The following is an 18,117-nucleotide window of genomic DNA, read 5'->3' on the forward strand; positions in this document are numbered from 1 at the left end:
GTATCGGCACACTGTCGCATCGGCGGACCGTGCAATCGCGCGATGTGCTACCTGCGTTCTGGCCGATCGACACGCGCTTGAGCACCCTATGCCGCCGGTCGGTTCAGGCCGCCGGTTGCACTCGAGGTGTCAGCGACGTGGATGACAGTTGGATGACTGTCGCGCGTCGTGTTGTTCCCCCGCAACCCTATCGAGCATGATCATGACCACGACGCTATACCTCACCACCAGCGCACGCGCGCTGGGTGTCCTCGCTCTCATGACCGCCGCCACGGCGATCGCCGCCGTCCCCGCGGCGCCGCAATGCAGCGTGCCGCAGGCCTGGGCGCTGCCGACCGCGACCACCGTGGTCGGCACCGGCACGCAGGCCAGTTGCACCGCCAGCGCGCTGGCCACCGCCGCGGCGCAGGGCGGCTACATCACCTTCAACTGCGGCACCAAGCCGACCAGCATCGCCGTCACGCGTTCGATCACCATCGCGGCGACGACGCCCACGGTGATCGACGGCCAGGGCAAGATCACCCTGGACGGCCGCCAGTCCGCCCGGATCCTGCTGGTCAATGCCGGCAGCGCGCTATCGGTGCGCAACCTGAAACTGCAGAACGGCAGCTCCGTGCAGCCGGCATCGAACCAGGCTTACGACCCGGGCACCTGGGGCGGCGGCGCGGTCAAGGTCGGCTACCGCGGCAAGCTGGAAGTCATCAACAGCCAGTTCCTCGCCAACCGCAGCAGCATCGGCGGCGGCGCCATCTTCGCCGGCAGCGACGCCGAGGTGACCATCGTCCGCAGCGGCTTCTACAAGAACAGCTCCTGGCTCGGCGGCGCGCTGTACACCCAGCTCAGCCGGCTCACCATCGTCGGCTCGGAATTCGCCAACAACCAGGCGATCAATGCGCCGCAGGGCTTCCCCGATGTCGGCAACTTCGGCGGTGGCGGGGCGATCGACACCGACGGCGCATCGCTGGCCGGCTATCTCAAGGGTGGCGTCGGCAGCGGCGGCACGCTGGCGGTATGCGGCACCGTGGTCCGCAACAACGTCGCCGCCAACGGCTCCGGCGGTGCCACGTTGTGGGCGTACGCGCCGGACACCATCGACGTGAAGTACTCCACCTTCGCCAACAACGTCGCCACCGGCGGCCCCGGCGGCGGCGCGCGCATCAGCATCGGCTTCACCGACACCTCGCATGCCGGCACCGCCATCACCACGCCGGGCACCATCAACGTCGCCGAGACCAGCTTCCTGTCCAACAAGGCCCAACAGGGCAACGCCGGCGCGCTGTACCTGGATTGCTACGGCGCCTGCGACGTCAGCAACAGCACTTTCTACGGCAACTACGCGAAAGGCGTGGGCGCGGCCATCCAGCACGTCGGCTGGCAGCCGGCCAACGGCGACCAAGGCAGCCCCAGCGTGCGCTTCAACAACGTCACCTTCGCCGAGAACACGCCGTGGGTGACCCTGTTCGGCGACAGGTTCGACCTCCGCAACAGCATCCTGTACTCCAAGACCGAGCGCGTGTTCTGCAACAACCAGAGCAACACCGGCAACAACCTCATCGAGTACTCGGCCAAGGGCGCGGTGTGGCCGAATGCCTGCCTGGCCGCGGGCACCCTGAAAGCAGCCGATCCGCTGCTGTCGGCCCCGGCCAGCAACGGCGGGCCGACGCTCACCCAGCTGCCTGCGGCCAACAGCCCGGCGCTGAATGCCGGCAGCGGCTGCGCCGCCATCGACCAGCGCGGCAATCCCCGCAATACCGCGGTGTGCGATCTCGGCGCGGTGGAGGTCAAGTAGGCCGATTCACGGTCATGACGTGCATGGCACCGCGCGGTCGCGCCGGCTTGGCCGCTGCGACCGCGCGCTCTGCATGCGCGCAGCTTGTCCGGTGCGCCTGACGACGCGTGCCAGGCGACGGCCGATGCCGCGCAGACCGCGCCGTTGCAGGCATGACGCGCGTTGTGGTGGGCGCCAACAACGCCGTCGCGACTGTCGCGCGCGCTGCGGACGATACGGTGGCGTATCTGCTTTCCTGGGCATCGGCGGTGCCGCGCGGTGATGCGACGCCAGCGACATCTGCGCCTGCGAATGTCCGGATTTGGGACCTGGGTCGCTCGCTTGGGGTCAAGTTCGCGGGGCTGAGACCGATAGAGGTACCCCCCCTCGCGAGTCCCCCACGATGCACTTCTTTCACTCCTTCAAGGTGAGTCAGCGCCTTGCGCTGTCGTTCGGCCTGCTGATCGTACTGCTTGGCGCTTCCTCTACCTTGGCGCTCTACCAGTTACACAACGTGCGCCAGGCGGTCGACAAGATCGTCCACGAGAACAACCTGAAGACCGAACTGCTGTACACCATGCTGCGCAACAATATGAGCGCGGAGCGCTATCTGCGCGACATGATGCTGTCGCCGGCCGACAAGCGCCCGGCGCTCGCCGCGAAGATCCAGGAGATCCGCGTCGACAACGATCGCCGTCGCAAGGCGCTGGACGCCCTGCCGGGCACGCCGGCAGGTCTTGCCATGCGTAAGCAGATCCATGACGCGCAGGCGGCCGCACGGTCGGTCAACAGCCGGGTGCTGGCGCTGGCCAGTTCCGGCGAGATCGAGGCGGCCAAGCAGCTGCTGTACGGCGACGCCGCGCCGTTGCTGGCGCGGCGCGTGCAGGTGATCCAGAACGCGGTGGATCTGCAGATCCGGCAGAACGCGCTCAGCTCCGAGCAGATCCAGGCGGCCCTGGTCTTCAGCAATCGTGCCCTGATCGGGTTCGGCCTGCTGGCGGCGGTGCTCGGCGCGACCTTGAGCGTGCTGATCACCCGCAGCCTGGCCGGACCGCTCGGGCGCGCGACCGAAATCGCCGAATCCATCGCCCAGGGCCGGCTGGACCATCGGATCCCGCCGCAGCCCAAGGACGAGACTGGCCGCCTGCTGACCAGCATGGACCGCATGCAGGCGCAGCTGCAGGCGGTGATGGCGGCACAGTCGCAGGTGGCCAGGCACCACGAGCGCGGCGACGTCAGCCAGCGCATGGACGAGGACGCGTTCCCCGGCGAATACGCACGCATGGTGCGGGAGAGCAATGCGTTGCTCGACATGCACGTGAGTCTCCAGCAGCGCCTGCTCGAGATCATGGGACGCTACGCGATCGGCGACCTGTCGCAGGACATGGATCGCCTGCCCGGCGAGCAGGCCGCGCTCACCGAGACCATGGACCAGGTCAAGCGCAATCTGTCGGCGATGAATGCCGAGATCGGGCAACTGGTCGACGCCGCGGCCGCCGGCGATTTCGCCGTGCGCGGCGACACTGCGCGCTTCCAGTACGACTTCCGCGACATGGTCGAGGGGTTGAACCAGTTGATGGCGACCACCGACGGCAATCTGCAGGCGCTGTCCAAACTGCTGCAGGACATCGCGAGCGGCGACCTGACCACGCGCATGGAGGGGCAGTTCCAGGGCGTGTTCGCGCAGATGCGCGAGGATGCCGATGCCACCGTGGCCCAGCTGACCGGGATCGTCGGCCGCATCCAGCATGCGTCCGGGCAGATCACCGGCGCCGCCGGCGAGATCGCCGCCGGCAACACCGATCTGTCGCGTCGCACCGAGCAACAGGCCGCCAGCCTGGAGGAAACCGCCGCCTCGATGGAAGAGCTGACCTCCACCGTGCGCCAAAATGCCGAACGCGCCAGCCAGGCCAACCAGTTGGCCATCGGCGCGACCGCGGTGGCGTCGCAAGGCGGCGCGGTGGTGGCCCAGGTCATCGACACGATGAACGGCATCCAGACCTCGTCCAGGCGGATCGCCGACATCATCGGCGTGATCGACGGCATCGCCTTCCAGACCAACATCCTCGCGCTCAACGCCGCGGTAGAGGCGGCGCGTGCCGGTGAGCAGGGCCGCGGTTTTGCCGTGGTCGCCAGCGAAGTGCGGGTGCTGGCGCAGCGCTCGGCCGAGGCCGCCAAGGAGATCAAGCAGCTGATCGACGACTCGGTGAGCAAGGTGGACGCAGGCTCGGTCCTGGTCAACAACGCCGGCAGCACCATGCACGAGATCGTCGTCAGCGTGCAGCGTGTGACCGACTTCATGACCGAGATCTCGGCCGCCTCGCAGGAGCAGTCGAGCGGCATCGAACAGGTTACCCAGACCATCACTCACATGGACCAGGCCACCCAGCAGAATGCCGCCCTGGTGGAAGAAGCCTCGGCGGCTGCTCAGGCGATGGAGGAGCAGGCGATCCAGCTCAGCGAGGCGGTGACGCTGTTCCGCGTGGCGGGCAGCAACGGCGACATGCCGGCGCGGAGCCAGGCCAAGCTCTTGGGCAAGGCCGGTACCTCGAACTCGCGGCGTGGTCCGCGTCAGGTGGCGCCGTTACTGGTCGAACACGCCTGCTAAGGGCGTAGACACGGCGCGCGCCGCTGACCGCAGCGCGCTCGCCACGCCTCTCCCCGGGTTCCCCGGGGAGAAGGCTGCACGGCGTATGTTCGCAGCGCGGAAGCGTGGTCCGCAACGACACCGCCGCCAACGGCTCCGGCGGTGCCACGCTGTGCGCGGTTGAACGTCCATCATCAGACGGCGGGGTGGAAGTGCGACGTCAGCCGCCAAAATGAGAGGGACACCACCAGAACGGCAGTGCCGGCGACGTGCCATGGCCTGCAGGTCTTCTTCAGGATCAGCCAACGCGCACCGCAGTAACTCAACAACACACCGACACTCGCGATGATGGGTGTCGTCAAGGCGGACCATTCGCCACGGCGATCGTGGGCTAGGTTGATCAGGCCATCACTCGATGCGAGGTCGTTCAGGACGGCTCCCAGCATCCAACTGCTGGAAAAGAGCAACAGCCAGCCGACGACGCTCTTAATCAAATGCTGATCCCCGCACCATCCAGCAGCGGCTGACTCTGGCGAACGTCATCGGAAGCGTCTGGATCCCAAGGCCAGACTCCTCCAAGTGTCGGATAGACAATCTGCAGGGCAGCATAGTCGGTACCACCATGAAACCAGGTTGCAGACAGCATGTAGGTCTCGCGATGAACCTCCAGGACTTGGCGGAACTGCACCGGAAACCCTTCGAGAAAGCCCGTATATGGGAGGCCCGCTACGAAAAGCTCGCCGTTGCGAGCACGCTCCATGTAACGGTTGATCAAGGCGCTGCCAAGGTCGGAGCGAACCCCGACGACAATGACCTCTGGGATACCGAGGGTTTTTGCCAAACCGATGGAGTAGGAGAAGGGCTGCTGGATCTGACTCGGATCGAAAACGGAGGTGATGTGACAACCGAATTTCTCGACGTTGTTGAGTATCCGCTGCTCCATTCGATTCATGTCGGTGCTGGTATTCGAGAGGAGCGCGCCGAGCGGCACGGGTGTGTTGAAAGATCTCGCGTATCAGTCTAATTCCAAAGCCGATAGGAACAACAGGGTCATGGTGGTCGCAGAGGCCGTGGGTGATGCTTGCGTAGCAGATGCCAGGCGAACTCGCTAGCGCCGGATCGTCAGCAACGCGACTGGATGGCCCTGCTACAGTGCGCGCGGCATGCGCCGAAGACCGCAGGAGCGACCATGAACGAATCCGACGCCTACGTGTACGACGAGATCCGCAAATGGGTCTGGTCCGGGTTCTACTCCCAGGACGAGATCCAGGAGATGCTCGAGGACATCCTCGAAGACGACTGCGACGAGGCCATGTTGCGCGCCTCGGTCGCCAGCCAGTGGCAGGCCAAGCAGCAGGCGGAACAGACCTGGCCGGCGCAGACCGATTGCGACCGGCTCGAGGCGCTGTTCGAGCGGCTGCACGACGCCGGCATCTGCGCGCTGGCCAATGCCGGCTACACCATGTCCGACGGTCACGTCGAAGTGAACCAGGCGGTGGCCGACACGCCGGACCGGCGCTACCACGGCTACTGCTTCTATCACGGCCAGGACATGGAGCGCGCGATCGACGGCGGCGGGCTGATGCTGGCATTCGGCGATCTGGAGGGGCGCGAAGAGGCAGACCTGGTGGTCGGCCAGCAGGTCGCCGCGGCGTTGCGTGCGGCGGGCTTCACCGTGGACTGGGACGGCACGCCGCGCAAGCGTATCGATCTGCCCGGCTTCGTCTGGCAGCGCCGCGCCGACTGGGACTGACGCGCCAGCGCAGCGGCGGGCTGCGCGACCCTGGTGCGCTGGCTACAATCGCACACCCAAGCCTGGCCGCGCTGCGGTGCGCGGCAGGCGCTCGACGGAGAGGCGATTCATGGAGCGGATGTTTCATCGCAATGGCCGCATGCCGCGCCGCGCAGCCGGCATGCGCCCGGCGCCGCGTACGGCCCTGCTGCTGGCCACCGCGCTGCTGGCCGCGTGTGCCGGCGCGCAGTCCTCTTCCTCCTCGATCACCCCTGCACACACGGAGCGGACCATGTCGGAGATGACGCCAGAGCACCTGGCACAAGGCGTAGTACGGTTGATCCTGGCGATCGGCGGCAGGCAGGACCTGGTCGCCGCCCAGGTCGCGGCGCAGACCGGTCTGCAGGTCGAGGACGAGGGCGGGCATACGTTCAGCGCATCTGGCACGCTCGCCGGCGGTGGCGGCTACACGCTGGAATCGGTCGCCGATGCCGACGATGCCCCGCCGTCGCGGCTGGACCTGCGCTTCACCCCAGCGCCGGGCGCGGCGCCGGCGCGGTGCACGCAATCGTTGGACGCGTATCGCCAGGCACTGGTCGCGGCCGGCTTCGTGCCGCGCTGGATCGCACCGCCGCGTCAGGGCAGCGCCGGTCGCTGGCATTTCGAACGCGGCGCGGTCGCCGTGTACGCCTTCGTCGGCAAGGACGCTGGCGAACACGACGCGCAGGCGTGCGTGGAGATGCTGCAGATCCTGGTCGACGCCTGAGGAGCGCGGAGATGGCACACGACGACGAACGCCTGAAGGGCATGGTCGACACCTTCGCGCAGGCGCATCCGAAGGAAGGCCAGGCGCTGCGGCAGATGCTGGACAACACGCCGGAACTGCGCACGCGCGTGGAACAGGCGATCGGGCAACAGCAGCTGTCCGGCTTCGCGCCCAGCCCCGAGGCGGGTACCGGCGCGTACAGCCCGCGCACGGGGCAGATCGAGTTGCCGATGGACGTGCTGGCGACAGCCAGGATGAACGCGCCGCGCGACGATTCGGCCAACACCGCCCGCATCGTGCTGGGCCACGAGATCGGCCATGCCATCAACAAGGACGCGATCGACCGCAGCGATGCCGCGTTCGCCGCCAAGGTCGACGGCATCGCCGCCTCGCCCTCGCCGCACGACTACACCGCCACGCTCAAGGCCTACGGGCAGGAACAGCGCACCCGCGAAGCCAAGGACGAGATCGCCGGGGTCAACACGCTGGCCGACTACGTCACCCGCAACAACCCCAAGGCCACGCTCAAGGACCTGTACAACGCCAGCAGCGAGATGGCGAGCTACATCGACAAGCAGGGCGTGGGCAGCAAGGCCACCTACACCGCCAAGGACGGGCTGAGCTTCGGCAAGGATCTGAAGATCGACGCCGACAATCCGCGCAACGTGGAGGCGATGGGCAAGCTGTTCTACGACGCGCGCGGCTATCCGCAGAACTATGGCGAGCGCGCGCTGGCGCAGATCGCCGATGCCGAGGACCGGGCGCAGGCGCAGCACCCCGAGCGCACGCCGCCGGCGGTGCATGCCGACCTGAAGGCGCTCGGCATCGACGCCGCGCAGGTGCCGCGCGATGTGCTGCCGGCGGGATTCCGCGATGGACCCGCACCGGCGCCCGCGCCCGCGCCGGCACAGCAGCCCGAACCGCCCGCGCCGCGCGCCAGCGAGCCGGCCGCCGCGCCGGCTGCCGCCGATCGCGCCCTGCACGAGCGGGTCCGCAGCGGCGTGGCCCAGGCCGAACAGGCGATCGGCAAGGCTTGGGACGACAACAGCGAGCGCATGACCGCCAGCCTGACCCTGTTGGCCAGGCAGAACGGCTTCAGCGAGCGCGACCAGCTGGCAGTGGGCTTCAACCGGCCCACCGCCGCGCACCAGGGCGGCGAACTGGCGTTCGTGTACCGCAACGGCGGCGACGTTTCGCCCGATCCCTACGCCAACCGCGCGCACATGCCCACCAACGAGGCGATCGCGCGGCCGGCGCAGGAGACCTACCGGCAGCTGCAGCAACTTGGCGCGCAGCAGGGCCAGGCGCAGCGCCAGGCACAGGAGCAGGAACAGGCGCTGCAGGCGTCGCAACAAGGCCCGACGCGGAGCGATCCGCCGCAGGTGCTGAGCCGCTGAGCGCAGCAAGGCGGTAGCGCGCGCACTGTACCGCCGCCTCGGTGGGCCATGGTCGCGGCAAGCCGCGGCCACGGCAACCCGCTCGCGCCGCCTCCCATCGCGTCGGGAGCGCGGCGCCAGGGCACACTGGGCTTACGGTTGCCAGACCAGGTTCTGGGTCTTCGGATCGGCGGTGACCTTCTCGACCTTACCGGCGCCGTCGAAGGACACCTGGAACTCGTTGAAGCTGTCGAGCCAGTAGCGCCACAGCGGCGCGTCCAGGCTCGGGTTCTCGCTGGTGATCGGATAGCCCAGCGCCATCAGCACCTGCTCGCGGGTCATGCCCTTGGTCACGCGGTTGGCGGCGATCGCCTCGCGGATCTTCGGCGGGTAGGCCGCCAGCTTCGCCGTGGGATCCTGCGCGACCACGTAGCGCTGGGCGAAGGCCTCGTTGCCCAGGTCGCGGCTGTAGTCGTTGCCGATCGACTGCTTCTTGCCATCGATCAGCACATTGACCCGGTAGCGGCCGTAGCCGGTCACCTGCACCGGCGTGCCGGCCGGGATCACCCGCTTGCCGTCTTCGGCGTAGTTGCTGTCGCTGATCCAGCTGCCGTCGCTGCGCATGTTGCAGCACAGGAAGCCGGAGAACTTGGCATCGGCCGCCGCGGCCAGCTGCGGCAGGGCCGCCGCCAAGGCGAGGGCGAGAACGAACGGGGAACGGAACGAACGCATGGCTGACTCCTTTCGGCGCGGCGATCCTGCCGCGGGTGGCACGAGGGTGGGAGGGCGCCGCCTCCGCCGCGGCGCCCGCGCGCATTGTGCCGGCTGTCCTGCGCCCGGCATAGCGGCGCGTTGCACGGTGACGGCGGACCGGTGGCCTGTGTATGCTCGAACCTCGTGGACACCCTGACGCCCGCCGAGATCTCCCTGCGCATCGACGCCCTGCGTCGCGAGCACCGCGCGCTCGACGAACAGTTGCAGCGCATCCCGGCCAATCTGGACGACGAGCTGGAAGCCAAGCGGCTGAAGAAGCGCAAGCTGCAACTGAAGGACTGCATCCTGCGCCTGGAGCATCTGCTGATCCCCGACGAACCGGCGTGAGCGCGGCGACCTTCTTCAGCGTCGGCCATTCCACGCGCAGCCTGGAGACCTTCCTGCAGATCCTGCAGGGCGCCGGCGTCACCCGGCTCGCCGACGTGCGCGCGTTTCCGTCTTCGCGGCGGTTCCCGCAGTTCGACGGCAGCGCGCTGGCACCGGCGCTGGCCGCGGCGGGCATCGCCTACCGGCACTTCCGCGCCCTGGGCGGACGCCGCGGCAGGCAGCCGGGCGTCGATCCGCAGCGCAACGGTCACTGGCGCAGCGTCAGCTTCCACAACTACGCCGACTACGCGCTGGGCGACGAATTCGCCGAGGCGCTGGCCGAGTTGCAGGCCTTCGGCGAGGACGGCGCATGCGCGGTGATGTGCGCCGAGGCCTACTGGCGGCAGTGCCACCGCCAGATCGTCTGCGACCATCTGCTGCACCACGGCCACCCGGTGGTGCACCTGATCGACGTCGCCCGCCAGGAACCGGCCACGCTGAACCCGGCCGCGCGCAGCGACGCGCAGGGGCAACTGGTCTATCCGCCGGATGTGGCGGATGCCGGACTGCGCACCGGGGACCTGTTCGAGGCCTGAGCCGCGCCGTGGTCGCCGCGTCAGGGTGTCCGCCGCGTCGCCACGCGCCGGGATTCCACTGCGGGTCGCGCCACGCGCAGCGGCGTCAGACTCAGTCCTGCGGAACCGACGGCACCGCGATCGCATTGCTGCGCGGCGTATCGTCGGTGCTGACGAGCGTGGTGGTGCTCTGCCCGCTCGCTCCGTCCTGGTTGGCGGCGAGCAGGCGCAGGGGCTGGCCGCGATAGCGGTACTCCAGCGCCTGCTGCAGCTGGTCCAGCCGCGCCACCCGCGCGCACAGCGCCTGCGCCTTGGTTTCGATCCCCTTGCTGCGCGCATCCAGCCGCGCCTCGAGGGCGGCGTCCATGCGGTCGGCGCGTTCGCCGATGGCCTCCGCGCGGCCCGTCACGACCTGCCAGAGCACGTGACGGGTGATGCTGCCCACGAAGCTTTCCGCCTGCGTCTCGACATAGTCCTCGAACCGGTCGTCGAACGCCTCCTGGTCCCAGCGCCCCTTGCCGAGGGTGCCGTCGACATAGGCATTGGCGTGCGTGCGCAGCCGTTCGATCTTGCGCGCGTTGCCGGCACTGCCGGTCAGCATCTCCACAACGGAACCCAGCACGTCGTAGCTGAGATCGACCACCTCGTGCGAAAGGTCGGCCACCTGCGGCATCAGCGCGCGGGTTTCGCGTTCCATCTCCAGCAGCCGCTGCGCATCGGCGTCGCCGATCTGCTGCACCTGGCGATCCACGCTCAATTCGCCCGCATGGAAGAAGATCTCGCGCGGCCCGTCGCCATCGCTGCGGGTCAGCCAGATGCCGCCAGTGTCGGCGAGCACGTTGAACGGTGTGCTCAGGCCGCACTGGCGCGAGGACACCTGCGGCCGATGGTCGTGCTTGCCAGCGTCGTCGCCTTGGTCGGCCCACGCGGGCCCGCTGGAGGCGGCAAGCAGCAACAGAGCGAAAAGAGGAGCTGTGCGCATCGCCGGAACCCGCAGCAGGGAGTTTGGAGCATGCTCGGGCCGCACAGGCCCACGGTCGCGTGTCGGAAGTCACTGTGCCGCGGCGTCAACCGCCGCGCCGCAGTGATACCAGGGCGCCCTTCTGTTTGGCGCGTCGCCACGCGCCAGGATCTCACCGCATCACGACTGCAGGTGCGGCGACTGCCGCCTCAATCCTGCGGAACCGGCGGCTCCTCCACCTTCGCCGCTTCCGGGCTGACGCGCTCGATGGTGTGGCGCAGCTCACGGCCGAGGATGAACTTGGCGTCCTTCGCCCACGCATCCAGCCGTTCGTCGAACACCAGCTTGCTGTTCTCGTCCGGCCACACCAGCTTCAGTTCGCGCAGCTTCTGGATGAAGCCGCGGAACAGGGTCTTGTCGAAGAACTCCGGCGCCGCCGGTGCGTACAGCAGGCTCAGGCGTTGCGCGGCCTGCTGGCACAGGCTCTCCAGTTCGCCGGCGCCGAGCTTGCCCGGGCCGTTCTTCACCAGGACCGAGATGGCGATGTAATAGCGCTCGAACGCCTGTTGCAGCGAGTGGCCGATGGCGCGCAGGCGGAACACCTCGTCGGTCTGGCCGGTGTTGCGCGCCAGCACGCTGCCGTCGTCCTCGGCGAGCTGCAGCAGCAGGCCTTCGCGCACGAACACCTCGATGGTGCGTTCGATGCGCTCGGCGAACTGGTCCTCGCTCCACGGCAGGAACAGTTCCGCCTGCAGGAACGGATACACGGTGCGGCCCAGCCGCAGCAGGCCGGCGCGGCTCATGCGGCGGTTGTTCTGGAAACAGCACGCCACCCACGAGGAGGCGGTGAACAGGTGCAGCACGTTGTTGCGGAAGTAGCTCAGCAGCACCGCGTTGTCGCCGTTGACGCTGAGCACGTCGCCGAGCGGATGCGGCGTGCGGGTGAGCACGTTGATCTCTTCGGCGTGGGCGATGATGCGCTCGGGCGAATGCGGGGTCACCGTGACCCGGTCCGAGTACGGCAGTTCCGCCAGCAGCTTCTTGCACAGTTCGATCTGCGCGATCAGGTCGGCCTCGCCCATGGCGTGCTTGGGCGTGGACAACAGCGCCAGCGCCAGCAGGTTGACCGGGTTGACGTCGGCGGCGGCGTTGATGTGCACCTGGATCTGCTGCGCCAGCGCATCGACGGTGCCGTTCAACCAGGCCGGTTTCTCGTCCTCGCCCAGCGGCTGGCCGTCCCATTCCGGCGCGCGCTGCGCCAGCACCTGGCTCAACGGAATCGGCTCGCCGAAGTTCACCACCACCTGGCCGTAGTTCTGCTTGAGCACCTTGGGGATGCCCCACAGCAGCGCCCAGATCGATTCCTTCTCCTTGGGCCGGCCGCTGAGTTCGTCGAGGTAGCTGTTGCCCTCCATCAGCTTCTCGTAGCCGACGTAGATCGGCTGGAACAGCACCGGCTTGCGCGGCTGGCGCAGGAACGCGCGCAGGGTCATCGCGATCATGCCGCCCTTGGGCTGCAGCAGGCGGCCGGTGCGCGAGCGTCCGCCTTCGACGAAGTACTCGATCGAGTAGCCGCCGGCGACCAGTTGCGCCACGTACTCGCTGAGCACCGCCGAGTACAACGCGTTGCCCTTGATCGAGCGGCGGATGAAGAACGCGCCGCCCTTGCGCAGCAGGGTGCCGACCACCGGCAGGTTGAGGTTGATGCCGGCCACGATGTGCGGCGGCACGATGCCGCGTTCGTACAGCAGGTAGGACAGCAGCAGGTAGTCCATGTGGCTGCGGTGGCTGGGCACGTAGATCACTTCGTGCCCGGGCGCTGCGTCCTTGAGCTTGTCCAGGTGGTGGACCAGCACGCCGGCGTAGATGCGGTTCCAGACGTGGGTCAGCAGAAAGCTGGCCGAGCGCACCACCGGGCTGGAATAGTCGGCGGCGATCTCCCAGGCGTAGGCGTGCGCCTTGCGCCAGGCGTCCACCGGCTTGCTGTTGTCGCGCTTGGCCTGTGCGGCGATCGCCTCGCGCACCGGCTCGGCGGCCAGCACCTGGTCCACCAGCAGGCGCCGGGTCGACAGGTCGGGGCCGATCACCGCCTCGCGGATGCGCCGGAAGTGGGTGCGCAGCACGCGCTGCAGCTTGCGCACGGTGCGCTCGGGCGGCAGCCCTTCCTCCACCGTCTGCCGCATCGACACCGGCGGGGCGAAGCGCACGATGGTGCTGCGGCCGTTGAGCAGCACGCCGAGCAGGCGCCGGAAGCTGCCCACCAGCGCCCAGTTTTCCGAGAACAGCACGGCGAACCAGCCGCTCTGCTTGTCCGGGGCGCGGCCGACGAAGATCGACACCGGCACCAGGTGGATGTCCAGGTCCGGGCGCTCGCGGTGCGCCTGCAGCAGCTTGGCCAGCGAATCGGAGTGGGTCTTGGCGCCGCGCTGCTCCGGCAGCAGCGCGTGGTTGCTGCTGCGCCGGGACAGCGCCAGGTAGGCGCGCTTGCGCCCCAGCGGGTCGCCGGGCAGCGGCACCAGCGGCGAGGGCAGGCCGGATTCGCGGCAGGCCTTGTCCAGGATCAGCGCGTTGGACAGGCCGTAGTCCTCCAGCACGTACACCACCGGGCGGCCGTCGTTGTACTGGCCCGGCTCGGCCGGTTCGATCTTCAGGCCCAGCCAGGGATCGGCCAGGCGGCCGAGCAGGCGCGCCCACAGCGGCCCCTTGGCCTGGCGCGCGGCGGTCGCGGCCACCGGCAGGGTGGAGGGAGCGGCGGTCGAGGAAAGAGACGCGCCGGGGTCGGCCGGGGAGGCGTCGGCGGGCGCACGTGCCGTGTCGGCCGCGCGTGCGGCCGCGGCGTCGTCGGGGAACGGTAGGGGATTCTGTTCTGGCATCGGGGCCATTATCGCTTAGCCGGCGGGACGGGGTCGGCGGCGGGCGCCGCGGCCGCGGCGGCGGTGCCGGCGCTGGCCGCCAGCAGCGCGTCCACCTCGCTGAGGGTGTCGCGCAGGTACCAGTGCCCGTCACGGCGCACCAGCACCGCGGTGGTGTCGATCTGTTCGCCGTCCAGCGGGTACTGGATGCGCACCACCGCCTGGTCGCCCTGCTGGTTGACCAGGCCGGTGCGCAGCGCGCCGGCGCTGGCGTCCAGGTCCAGGCCGTAGTCGGCCAGCACCGCCTTGAGGTCGGCCACGAACGGGCCCAGCCGGCGCAGGCTCTCGTCCATGCCCAGGGTGCGCAGGTCGGCATCGTTGCGCACGCCGGTGCGGCGCGCGCCCGCGCACAGCCGCGCGAGCGCTGCCTGCGCACGCTTGCGCTCGGACAGCGGCGCGCGCGCGGCCCAGGCGCTCAGCGCCTGCACCAGTTGCACGTAATGGCCGCGCTGCTCGGGCGTGTAGTGGCCCTGGTTGCGCAGGAACTGCACGCCGAACAGGCCCAGCGAGTGCGCCGCCTGCTTCAGGCTCGCCGCCTGGCCGCCGAACTGCGCGTCGAAGGCGCGCTGCAGCTGGCGCTCGGCGTCCGGCGCGGCGAGGGTGTCGAGCACCTCGGGCAGGCGTTCGGCCAGCGGCAGCTCGGTCAGCGGCCAGCGGCTGCGGTCCTCGCTCCAGGCCTGTTGCAGGCGCTGGTACTGGGCCGGCGGCACCGCGGCGCGGGCGTAACCGAGCAGGTCGTTGCGCTGCAGCGCGTGCGCCAGCGTGCGCACCGCGGCGGCCGGCTCGGCGCTGGCGCCGGGCAGTTCGGCGGGCGTGCGCTTGCATCCGCCCACGGCCAGGGCGAGCATCGCCAACAGCAGGACGCACAGCGCGCGCGAGGAGATGACCCGGGTCGGGCAGGACGACATACGATGCGGGCTCGTTCCCCAAAACGTCCCGCATCTTGCTGGGCGCGGGCGATTCCGGCAAGCCGGGCGGGGCGGCGGTGCGGGGACGACCGGCAGGCAGCCAGGGGGCTGGGCTTGTCGCGGCGGGACATTTCATGACCCGGCGTTGGGGCGTCGGGACAGGCATGTCGGCATATGGCCAGATGTGCCAGTGGATTGCGGATGTTGCAACGCATCATGTAACCGCTTGCAGTTGCTGCTAACGTCCGCCCACCTCGATTGAGGCGGTGCTGGCCGGGGGACCCAGTGCGATATTCGTCAGAGATCATCCGAGTGCTCGGTCACGGTGGCGCGCGCCGCTGCGCCTGGGTGTTGTCCGCAGTCCTGTACGGACTTGCGATGACGGCCCCGGTGCAGGCGCAGGACGGCCGCCTGCCGCCGCGTGCGCAATGGCAGGCGTCCAGTTCCTCCAAGCAGGTCAAGGCGCAGGCGATCGGCTATCTGATCGACGGCGACGCCAGCACCCGCACCGCCGGCGCCTTCAGTCCCGGCCACTGGTTCCAGATCGACCTGGGCCGCGCCGCGCAGGTCGGCGGCGTGCGCCTGCAATGGGACACCTCCAATCCGGAAGGCTTCCTGCTGCAGACCTCGCGCGATGGCCAGCGCTGGGACACGGTGTACACGATGGCCGATTCGCTGGGCGGCACCGAGACCGTGTTCTTCGCGCCGCATCTGGCCCGCTACCTGCGCCTGGCTGCGCCCGCGCGCAGCGCCGACTGGGGCGTGTCGATCTACGAGATGGAGCCGCTGGGTGCCGGCGCCGTGCAGTTGCGTGGCGTGTCCGCGGCCGACGCCGCGGCGCTGTGGCAGGGCGGTGCCGCGGTGGCGATGCCGGGCAGCGGCGTGCAGGCGCGGCAATTGGACATCGCCTTCCCGCGCGCGTTCGACAGCGCCGGCCTGATCGTCGAGTTCGCCAGCGCGCATGGCGCGGCGCAGCTGCAGGCGCAGGACGCCGCGGGCCGCTGGCGCACGCTGGCCGACGACCCGCAGGCCGGCGACAGCGACAGCGCCTACCTGGCCGGCACCGCGCCGCTGCCGGTGCGCGCGCTGCGCCTGCGCGTCGACGCCGCGCCCGGTGGCGTCGCGCCGACCCTGGCGCGCCTGCGCCTGCTGGGGCCGAAGGCGGTGATCACGCCGATGAAGCGCTACCAGGTCGCCGCGCAGCGCGGCACCACGCGCGCGCTGTTCCCGGCCTCGCTGCACATGCAGCAGACCTATTGGACCGCGGTCGGCATCCACGCCGGCCGGCAGAAATCGATCTTCGACGAGTACGGCAACCTGGAGGCGTGGAAGGGCGCGCCGCTGGTGCAGCCGCTGTGGCGCGACGCCTCCGGCACCGCCGCCGGCGCCGACGGCCATGCGCTGACCCACGCCTTGCGCGACGGCTGGAAGCCGATGCCGTCGGTGCGCTGGTCGCCGCAGCCGGGGCTGGAACTGCGCAGCGAGACCTTCGCGATCGAACGCGACGGCCAGCCGGTGACGCTGCTGCGCCATCGCCTGCGCAACACCGGCACCACCCCGGTCAGCGGCACCCTGTCGCTGCTGGTGCGGCCGATGCAGATGAATCCGCCGTGGCAGAACGGCGGCCTGTCGCCGATCCACGACGTCGCCGTCGACGGCGACGTCGTGCGGGTCAACGGCCGTGCGCTGCTGACCTCGCTGAGCGCGCCCAGCGGCGGCGGCGCCGAAGCGTTCGGCGCGAACGGCGCCACCGAGATCACCCGCCACGTCGCCGCCGGCACGCTGCCGGCGCAGCGCCAGGCGCACGACGCCGACGGCCTGGCCGCGGCGATGCTGAACTACACGGTGCGCCTGGCGCCTGGTGCGCAACAGGATGTGGTGCTGGCATTCCCGCTGGGCACCGCCAGCGCCGATGCCCAGGGCCGTCTGCCGCCGGCGCCGCCGCTGGACCGCGACGCCCTGCTCGCCGCCGGCCGTGGCGACGCGGGCCGCAGCTTCGACGCGCTGGCCGAGCAGGTCTCCGCGGACTGGCAGCAGCGCCTGGGCAACGTCGGCCTGCGCCTGCCCGACGCCAGCCTGGTGGACATGCTGCGCGCGCAGGCCGCGTACATGCTGATCAACCAGACCGGCCCGGCGATGCAGCCGGGGCCGCGCAACTACAACCGTTCCTTCATCCGCGACGGCATGGCCACCTCGGCGATCCTGCTGCGCATGGGCCAGGCGCAGGTCGCGCGCGACTACCTGCAGTGGTACAGCGACCACGCGGTGCACCCGAACGGGCTGGTCTCGCCGATCCTCAACGACGACGGCAGCGTCAACGATGGCTTCGGCTCGGACCTGGAGTACGACAGCCAGGGCGAGTACATCACCCTGGTCGCCGACGTCGCGCGGCTGCACGGCGGCCCGGAAAGCGTGCGCGCCTACCTGCCGAAGGTGAAGCTGGCGATGCAGTTCCTGCAGGAACTGCGCGAGCGCACCCTGGTGCCGGGCTACATGGCCGAGCAGCCGGCGCCGGAACGCTTCCGCGGCATCCTAGCCCCGTCGATCAGCCACGAAGGCTATTCCAGCCCCACCCACAGCTACTGGGACGACTACTGGGCGCTGAAGGGCTGGCACGACGGCGCCTGGCTGGCCGAATCGCTGGGCGATGCCGCCACCGCCGCCTGGGCGCGCGAACAGTACGCGGCGCTGCGCAGCTCGCTGGCCGCTTCCATCCGCGCCACCATGGCGTGGAAGGGCGCGGACTACATTCCCGCTGCGGCCGACCTGGGCGACGGCGATCCGACCAGCGTCTCGATCGCGCTGGATCCCACCGGCCAGCAGGACCTGCTGCCGGAGGCGGCGCTGCGCACCACCTTCGCGCGCTATCTGGAAGACGTGCGCCAGCGCAAGCAACCCAATGCGCTGTGGGCCTACACCCCGTACGAGATGCGCAACGTGCTGACCTACGTGCATCTGGACCAGCCGCAGGTGGCCGACGAACTGCTGCAGGACCTGCTGCGCGACCGCCGCCCGTTCGAATGGCAGGTGCTGGCCGAGGTGGTGCAGTCGCGGCTGCGCTTCCCGCGCTACCTGGGCGACATGCCGCATACCTGGATCGGCGCCGAGTACGCGCGCACCCTGTTCGGCATGCTCATGCACGAGGGCGACGACGCGCTGGTGCTGCTGCCCGGCGTGCCGCCAGCCTGGCTCGCCGACGATGGCCTGGCCGTGCAGCGCCTGCCCACCGCCTACGGCACGCTCGGCCTGCGCGCGCGCCAGCGCGACGGGCGGCTGCGCGTCGAACTCGACAGCGGCCTGCGCGCCGGCACCGCCGTGCGCGTGGTCTGGCCGACGCGCACGCGGCCGACCCAGGTGCGCGTGGACGGCCGCCGGATCGACCGATACGACGCCGGCGGCGTGACCCTGTCCAAGCCGTTCCGGACCCTGGAGGCACGCTGGTGAGCCCGCCC

The 18,117-nt window shown here is 69.7% G+C and carries 14 protein-coding genes; 8 read left to right on the top strand and 6 right to left on the bottom strand.

Going from position 1 to position 18,117, the window contains the following annotated elements:
* Positions 1–202: 202 nt before the first annotated feature.
* Complete coding sequence (locus ACHWVH_RS07880; RefSeq protein WP_394686945.1) at positions 203–1,789, top strand: choice-of-anchor Q domain-containing protein; 1,587 nt, start codon at positions 203–205, stop codon at positions 1,787–1,789.
* A gap of 382 nt (positions 1,790–2,171) precedes the next feature.
* Positions 2,172–4,376 carry a methyl-accepting chemotaxis protein gene (locus ACHWVH_RS07885; RefSeq protein WP_295937146.1) on the top strand — a complete coding sequence of 735 codons (2,205 nt, stop codon included), beginning with the start codon at positions 2,172–2,174 and terminating at the stop codon, positions 4,374–4,376.
* A gap of 173 nt (positions 4,377–4,549) precedes the next feature.
* Here the strand turns inward: ACHWVH_RS07885 and ACHWVH_RS07890 are convergent, their stop codons facing one another.
* Positions 4,550–4,849 carry a hypothetical protein gene (locus tag ACHWVH_RS07890; RefSeq protein ID WP_267116991.1) on the bottom strand — a complete coding sequence of 100 codons (300 nt, stop codon included), beginning with the start codon at positions 4,847–4,849 and terminating at the stop codon, positions 4,550–4,552.
* Positions 4,846–5,307 (bottom strand): DUF4262 domain-containing protein, encoded by a 462-nt coding sequence (locus ACHWVH_RS07895; protein WP_267103331.1) that lies wholly within the window; start codon positions 5,305–5,307, stop codon positions 4,846–4,848. The genes ACHWVH_RS07890 and ACHWVH_RS07895 overlap by 4 nt, the downstream gene beginning before the upstream one ends.
* Before the next feature lie 237 nt (positions 5,308–5,544).
* On the opposite strand from ACHWVH_RS07895, the gene ACHWVH_RS07900 reads away from it, so the two are divergent.
* The 3 genes from ACHWVH_RS07900 (at position 5,545) to ACHWVH_RS07910 (ending at position 8,250) form a co-directional block, all read left to right on the top strand.
* On the top strand, positions 5,545–6,108 hold the full coding sequence (locus ACHWVH_RS07900; protein WP_267084840.1) for a DUF6891 domain-containing protein: 564 nt from the start codon (positions 5,545–5,547) through the stop codon (positions 6,106–6,108).
* A 139-nt stretch (positions 6,109–6,247) separates the two neighbouring features.
* Positions 6,248–6,853, top strand: coding sequence for a hypothetical protein (locus tag ACHWVH_RS07905; protein ID WP_394686946.1), 606 nt, complete (start codon positions 6,248–6,250; stop codon positions 6,851–6,853).
* An 11-nt stretch (positions 6,854–6,864) separates the two neighbouring features.
* A complete protein-coding gene (locus tag ACHWVH_RS07910; protein ID WP_394686947.1) occupies positions 6,865–8,250 on the top strand; it encodes an XVIPCD domain-containing protein in 1,386 nt (461 codons plus the stop codon).
* Between the two features lie 132 nt (positions 8,251–8,382).
* On the opposite strand, the gene bamE is transcribed toward ACHWVH_RS07910, so the two are convergent.
* Positions 8,383–8,961 (bottom strand): outer membrane protein assembly factor BamE, encoded by a 579-nt coding sequence (gene bamE, locus ACHWVH_RS07915; protein WP_017912129.1) that lies wholly within the window; start codon positions 8,959–8,961, stop codon positions 8,383–8,385.
* Between the two features lie 165 nt (positions 8,962–9,126).
* Between bamE and ACHWVH_RS07920 the strand changes: the two genes are divergently transcribed.
* On the top strand, positions 9,127–9,330 hold the full coding sequence (locus ACHWVH_RS07920; protein WP_017908896.1) for a YdcH family protein: 204 nt from the start codon (positions 9,127–9,129) through the stop codon (positions 9,328–9,330).
* Positions 9,327–9,905, top strand: a complete 579-nt coding sequence (locus ACHWVH_RS07925; RefSeq protein ID WP_394686948.1) for a DUF488 family protein — start codon at positions 9,327–9,329, stop codon at positions 9,903–9,905. The genes ACHWVH_RS07920 and ACHWVH_RS07925 overlap by 4 nt, the downstream gene beginning before the upstream one ends.
* 91 nt (positions 9,906–9,996) lie before the next feature.
* Here the strand turns inward: ACHWVH_RS07925 and ACHWVH_RS07930 are convergent, their stop codons facing one another.
* The 3 genes from ACHWVH_RS07930 to ACHWVH_RS07940 all read right to left on the bottom strand — a co-directional run bounded on the left by ACHWVH_RS07930 (position 9,997) and on the right by ACHWVH_RS07940 (position 14,665).
* Entirely contained in the window at positions 9,997–10,839 is an 843-nt protein-coding gene (locus ACHWVH_RS07930) for a DUF2884 family protein (protein ID WP_394686955.1), read from the bottom strand.
* A gap of 215 nt (positions 10,840–11,054) precedes the next feature.
* Complete coding sequence (gene plsB, locus ACHWVH_RS07935; RefSeq protein ID WP_267084835.1) at positions 11,055–13,727, bottom strand: glycerol-3-phosphate 1-O-acyltransferase PlsB; 2,673 nt, start codon at positions 13,725–13,727, stop codon at positions 11,055–11,057.
* Complete coding sequence (locus ACHWVH_RS07940) at positions 13,727–14,665, bottom strand: hypothetical protein (protein ID WP_267098895.1); 939 nt, start codon at positions 14,663–14,665, stop codon at positions 13,727–13,729. The genes plsB and ACHWVH_RS07940 overlap by 1 nt, the downstream gene beginning before the upstream one ends.
* A gap of 378 nt (positions 14,666–15,043) precedes the next feature.
* Here ACHWVH_RS07940 and ACHWVH_RS07945 point away from each other — a divergent pair, with 378 nt between their 5' ends.
* On the top strand, positions 15,044–18,109 hold the full coding sequence (locus ACHWVH_RS07945) for a discoidin domain-containing protein (protein WP_394686949.1): 3,066 nt from the start codon (positions 15,044–15,046) through the stop codon (positions 18,107–18,109).
* The last annotated feature ends 8 nt before the right edge of the window (positions 18,110–18,117 follow it).

This window comes from uncultured Xanthomonas sp. (assembly GCF_964278005.1).
GTDB lineage: Bacteria > Pseudomonadota > Gammaproteobacteria > Xanthomonadales > Xanthomonadaceae > Xanthomonas_A > Xanthomonas_A sontii.

Bases quoted from the DNA above. Each gene is read 5' to 3' on its own strand.
- ACHWVH_RS07880 (WP_394686945.1), top strand. From the start codon at position 203: ATGACCACGACGCTATACCTCACCACCAGCGCACGCGCGCTGGGTGTC.
- ACHWVH_RS07885 (WP_295937146.1), top strand. From the start codon at position 2,172: ATGCACTTCTTTCACTCCTTCAAGGTGAGTCAGCGCCTTGCGCTGTCG.
- ACHWVH_RS07895 (WP_267103331.1), bottom strand. From the start codon at position 5,307: ATGAATCGAATGGAGCAGCGGATACTCAACAACGTCGAGAAATTCGGT.
- ACHWVH_RS07900 (WP_267084840.1), top strand. From the start codon at position 5,545: ATGAACGAATCCGACGCCTACGTGTACGACGAGATCCGCAAATGGGTC.
- ACHWVH_RS07905 (WP_394686946.1), top strand. From the start codon at position 6,248: ATGCCGCGCCGCGCAGCCGGCATGCGCCCGGCGCCGCGTACGGCCCTG.
- ACHWVH_RS07910 (WP_394686947.1), top strand. From the start codon at position 6,865: ATGGCACACGACGACGAACGCCTGAAGGGCATGGTCGACACCTTCGCG.
- bamE (WP_017912129.1), bottom strand. From the start codon at position 8,961: ATGCGTTCGTTCCGTTCCCCGTTCGTTCTCGCCCTCGCCTTGGCGGCG.
- plsB (WP_267084835.1), bottom strand. From the start codon at position 13,727: ATGGCCCCGATGCCAGAACAGAATCCCCTACCGTTCCCCGACGACGCC.
- ACHWVH_RS07940 (WP_267098895.1), bottom strand. From the start codon at position 14,665: ATGTCGTCCTGCCCGACCCGGGTCATCTCCTCGCGCGCGCTGTGCGTC.
- ACHWVH_RS07945 (WP_394686949.1), top strand. From the start codon at position 15,044: ATGACGGCCCCGGTGCAGGCGCAGGACGGCCGCCTGCCGCCGCGTGCG.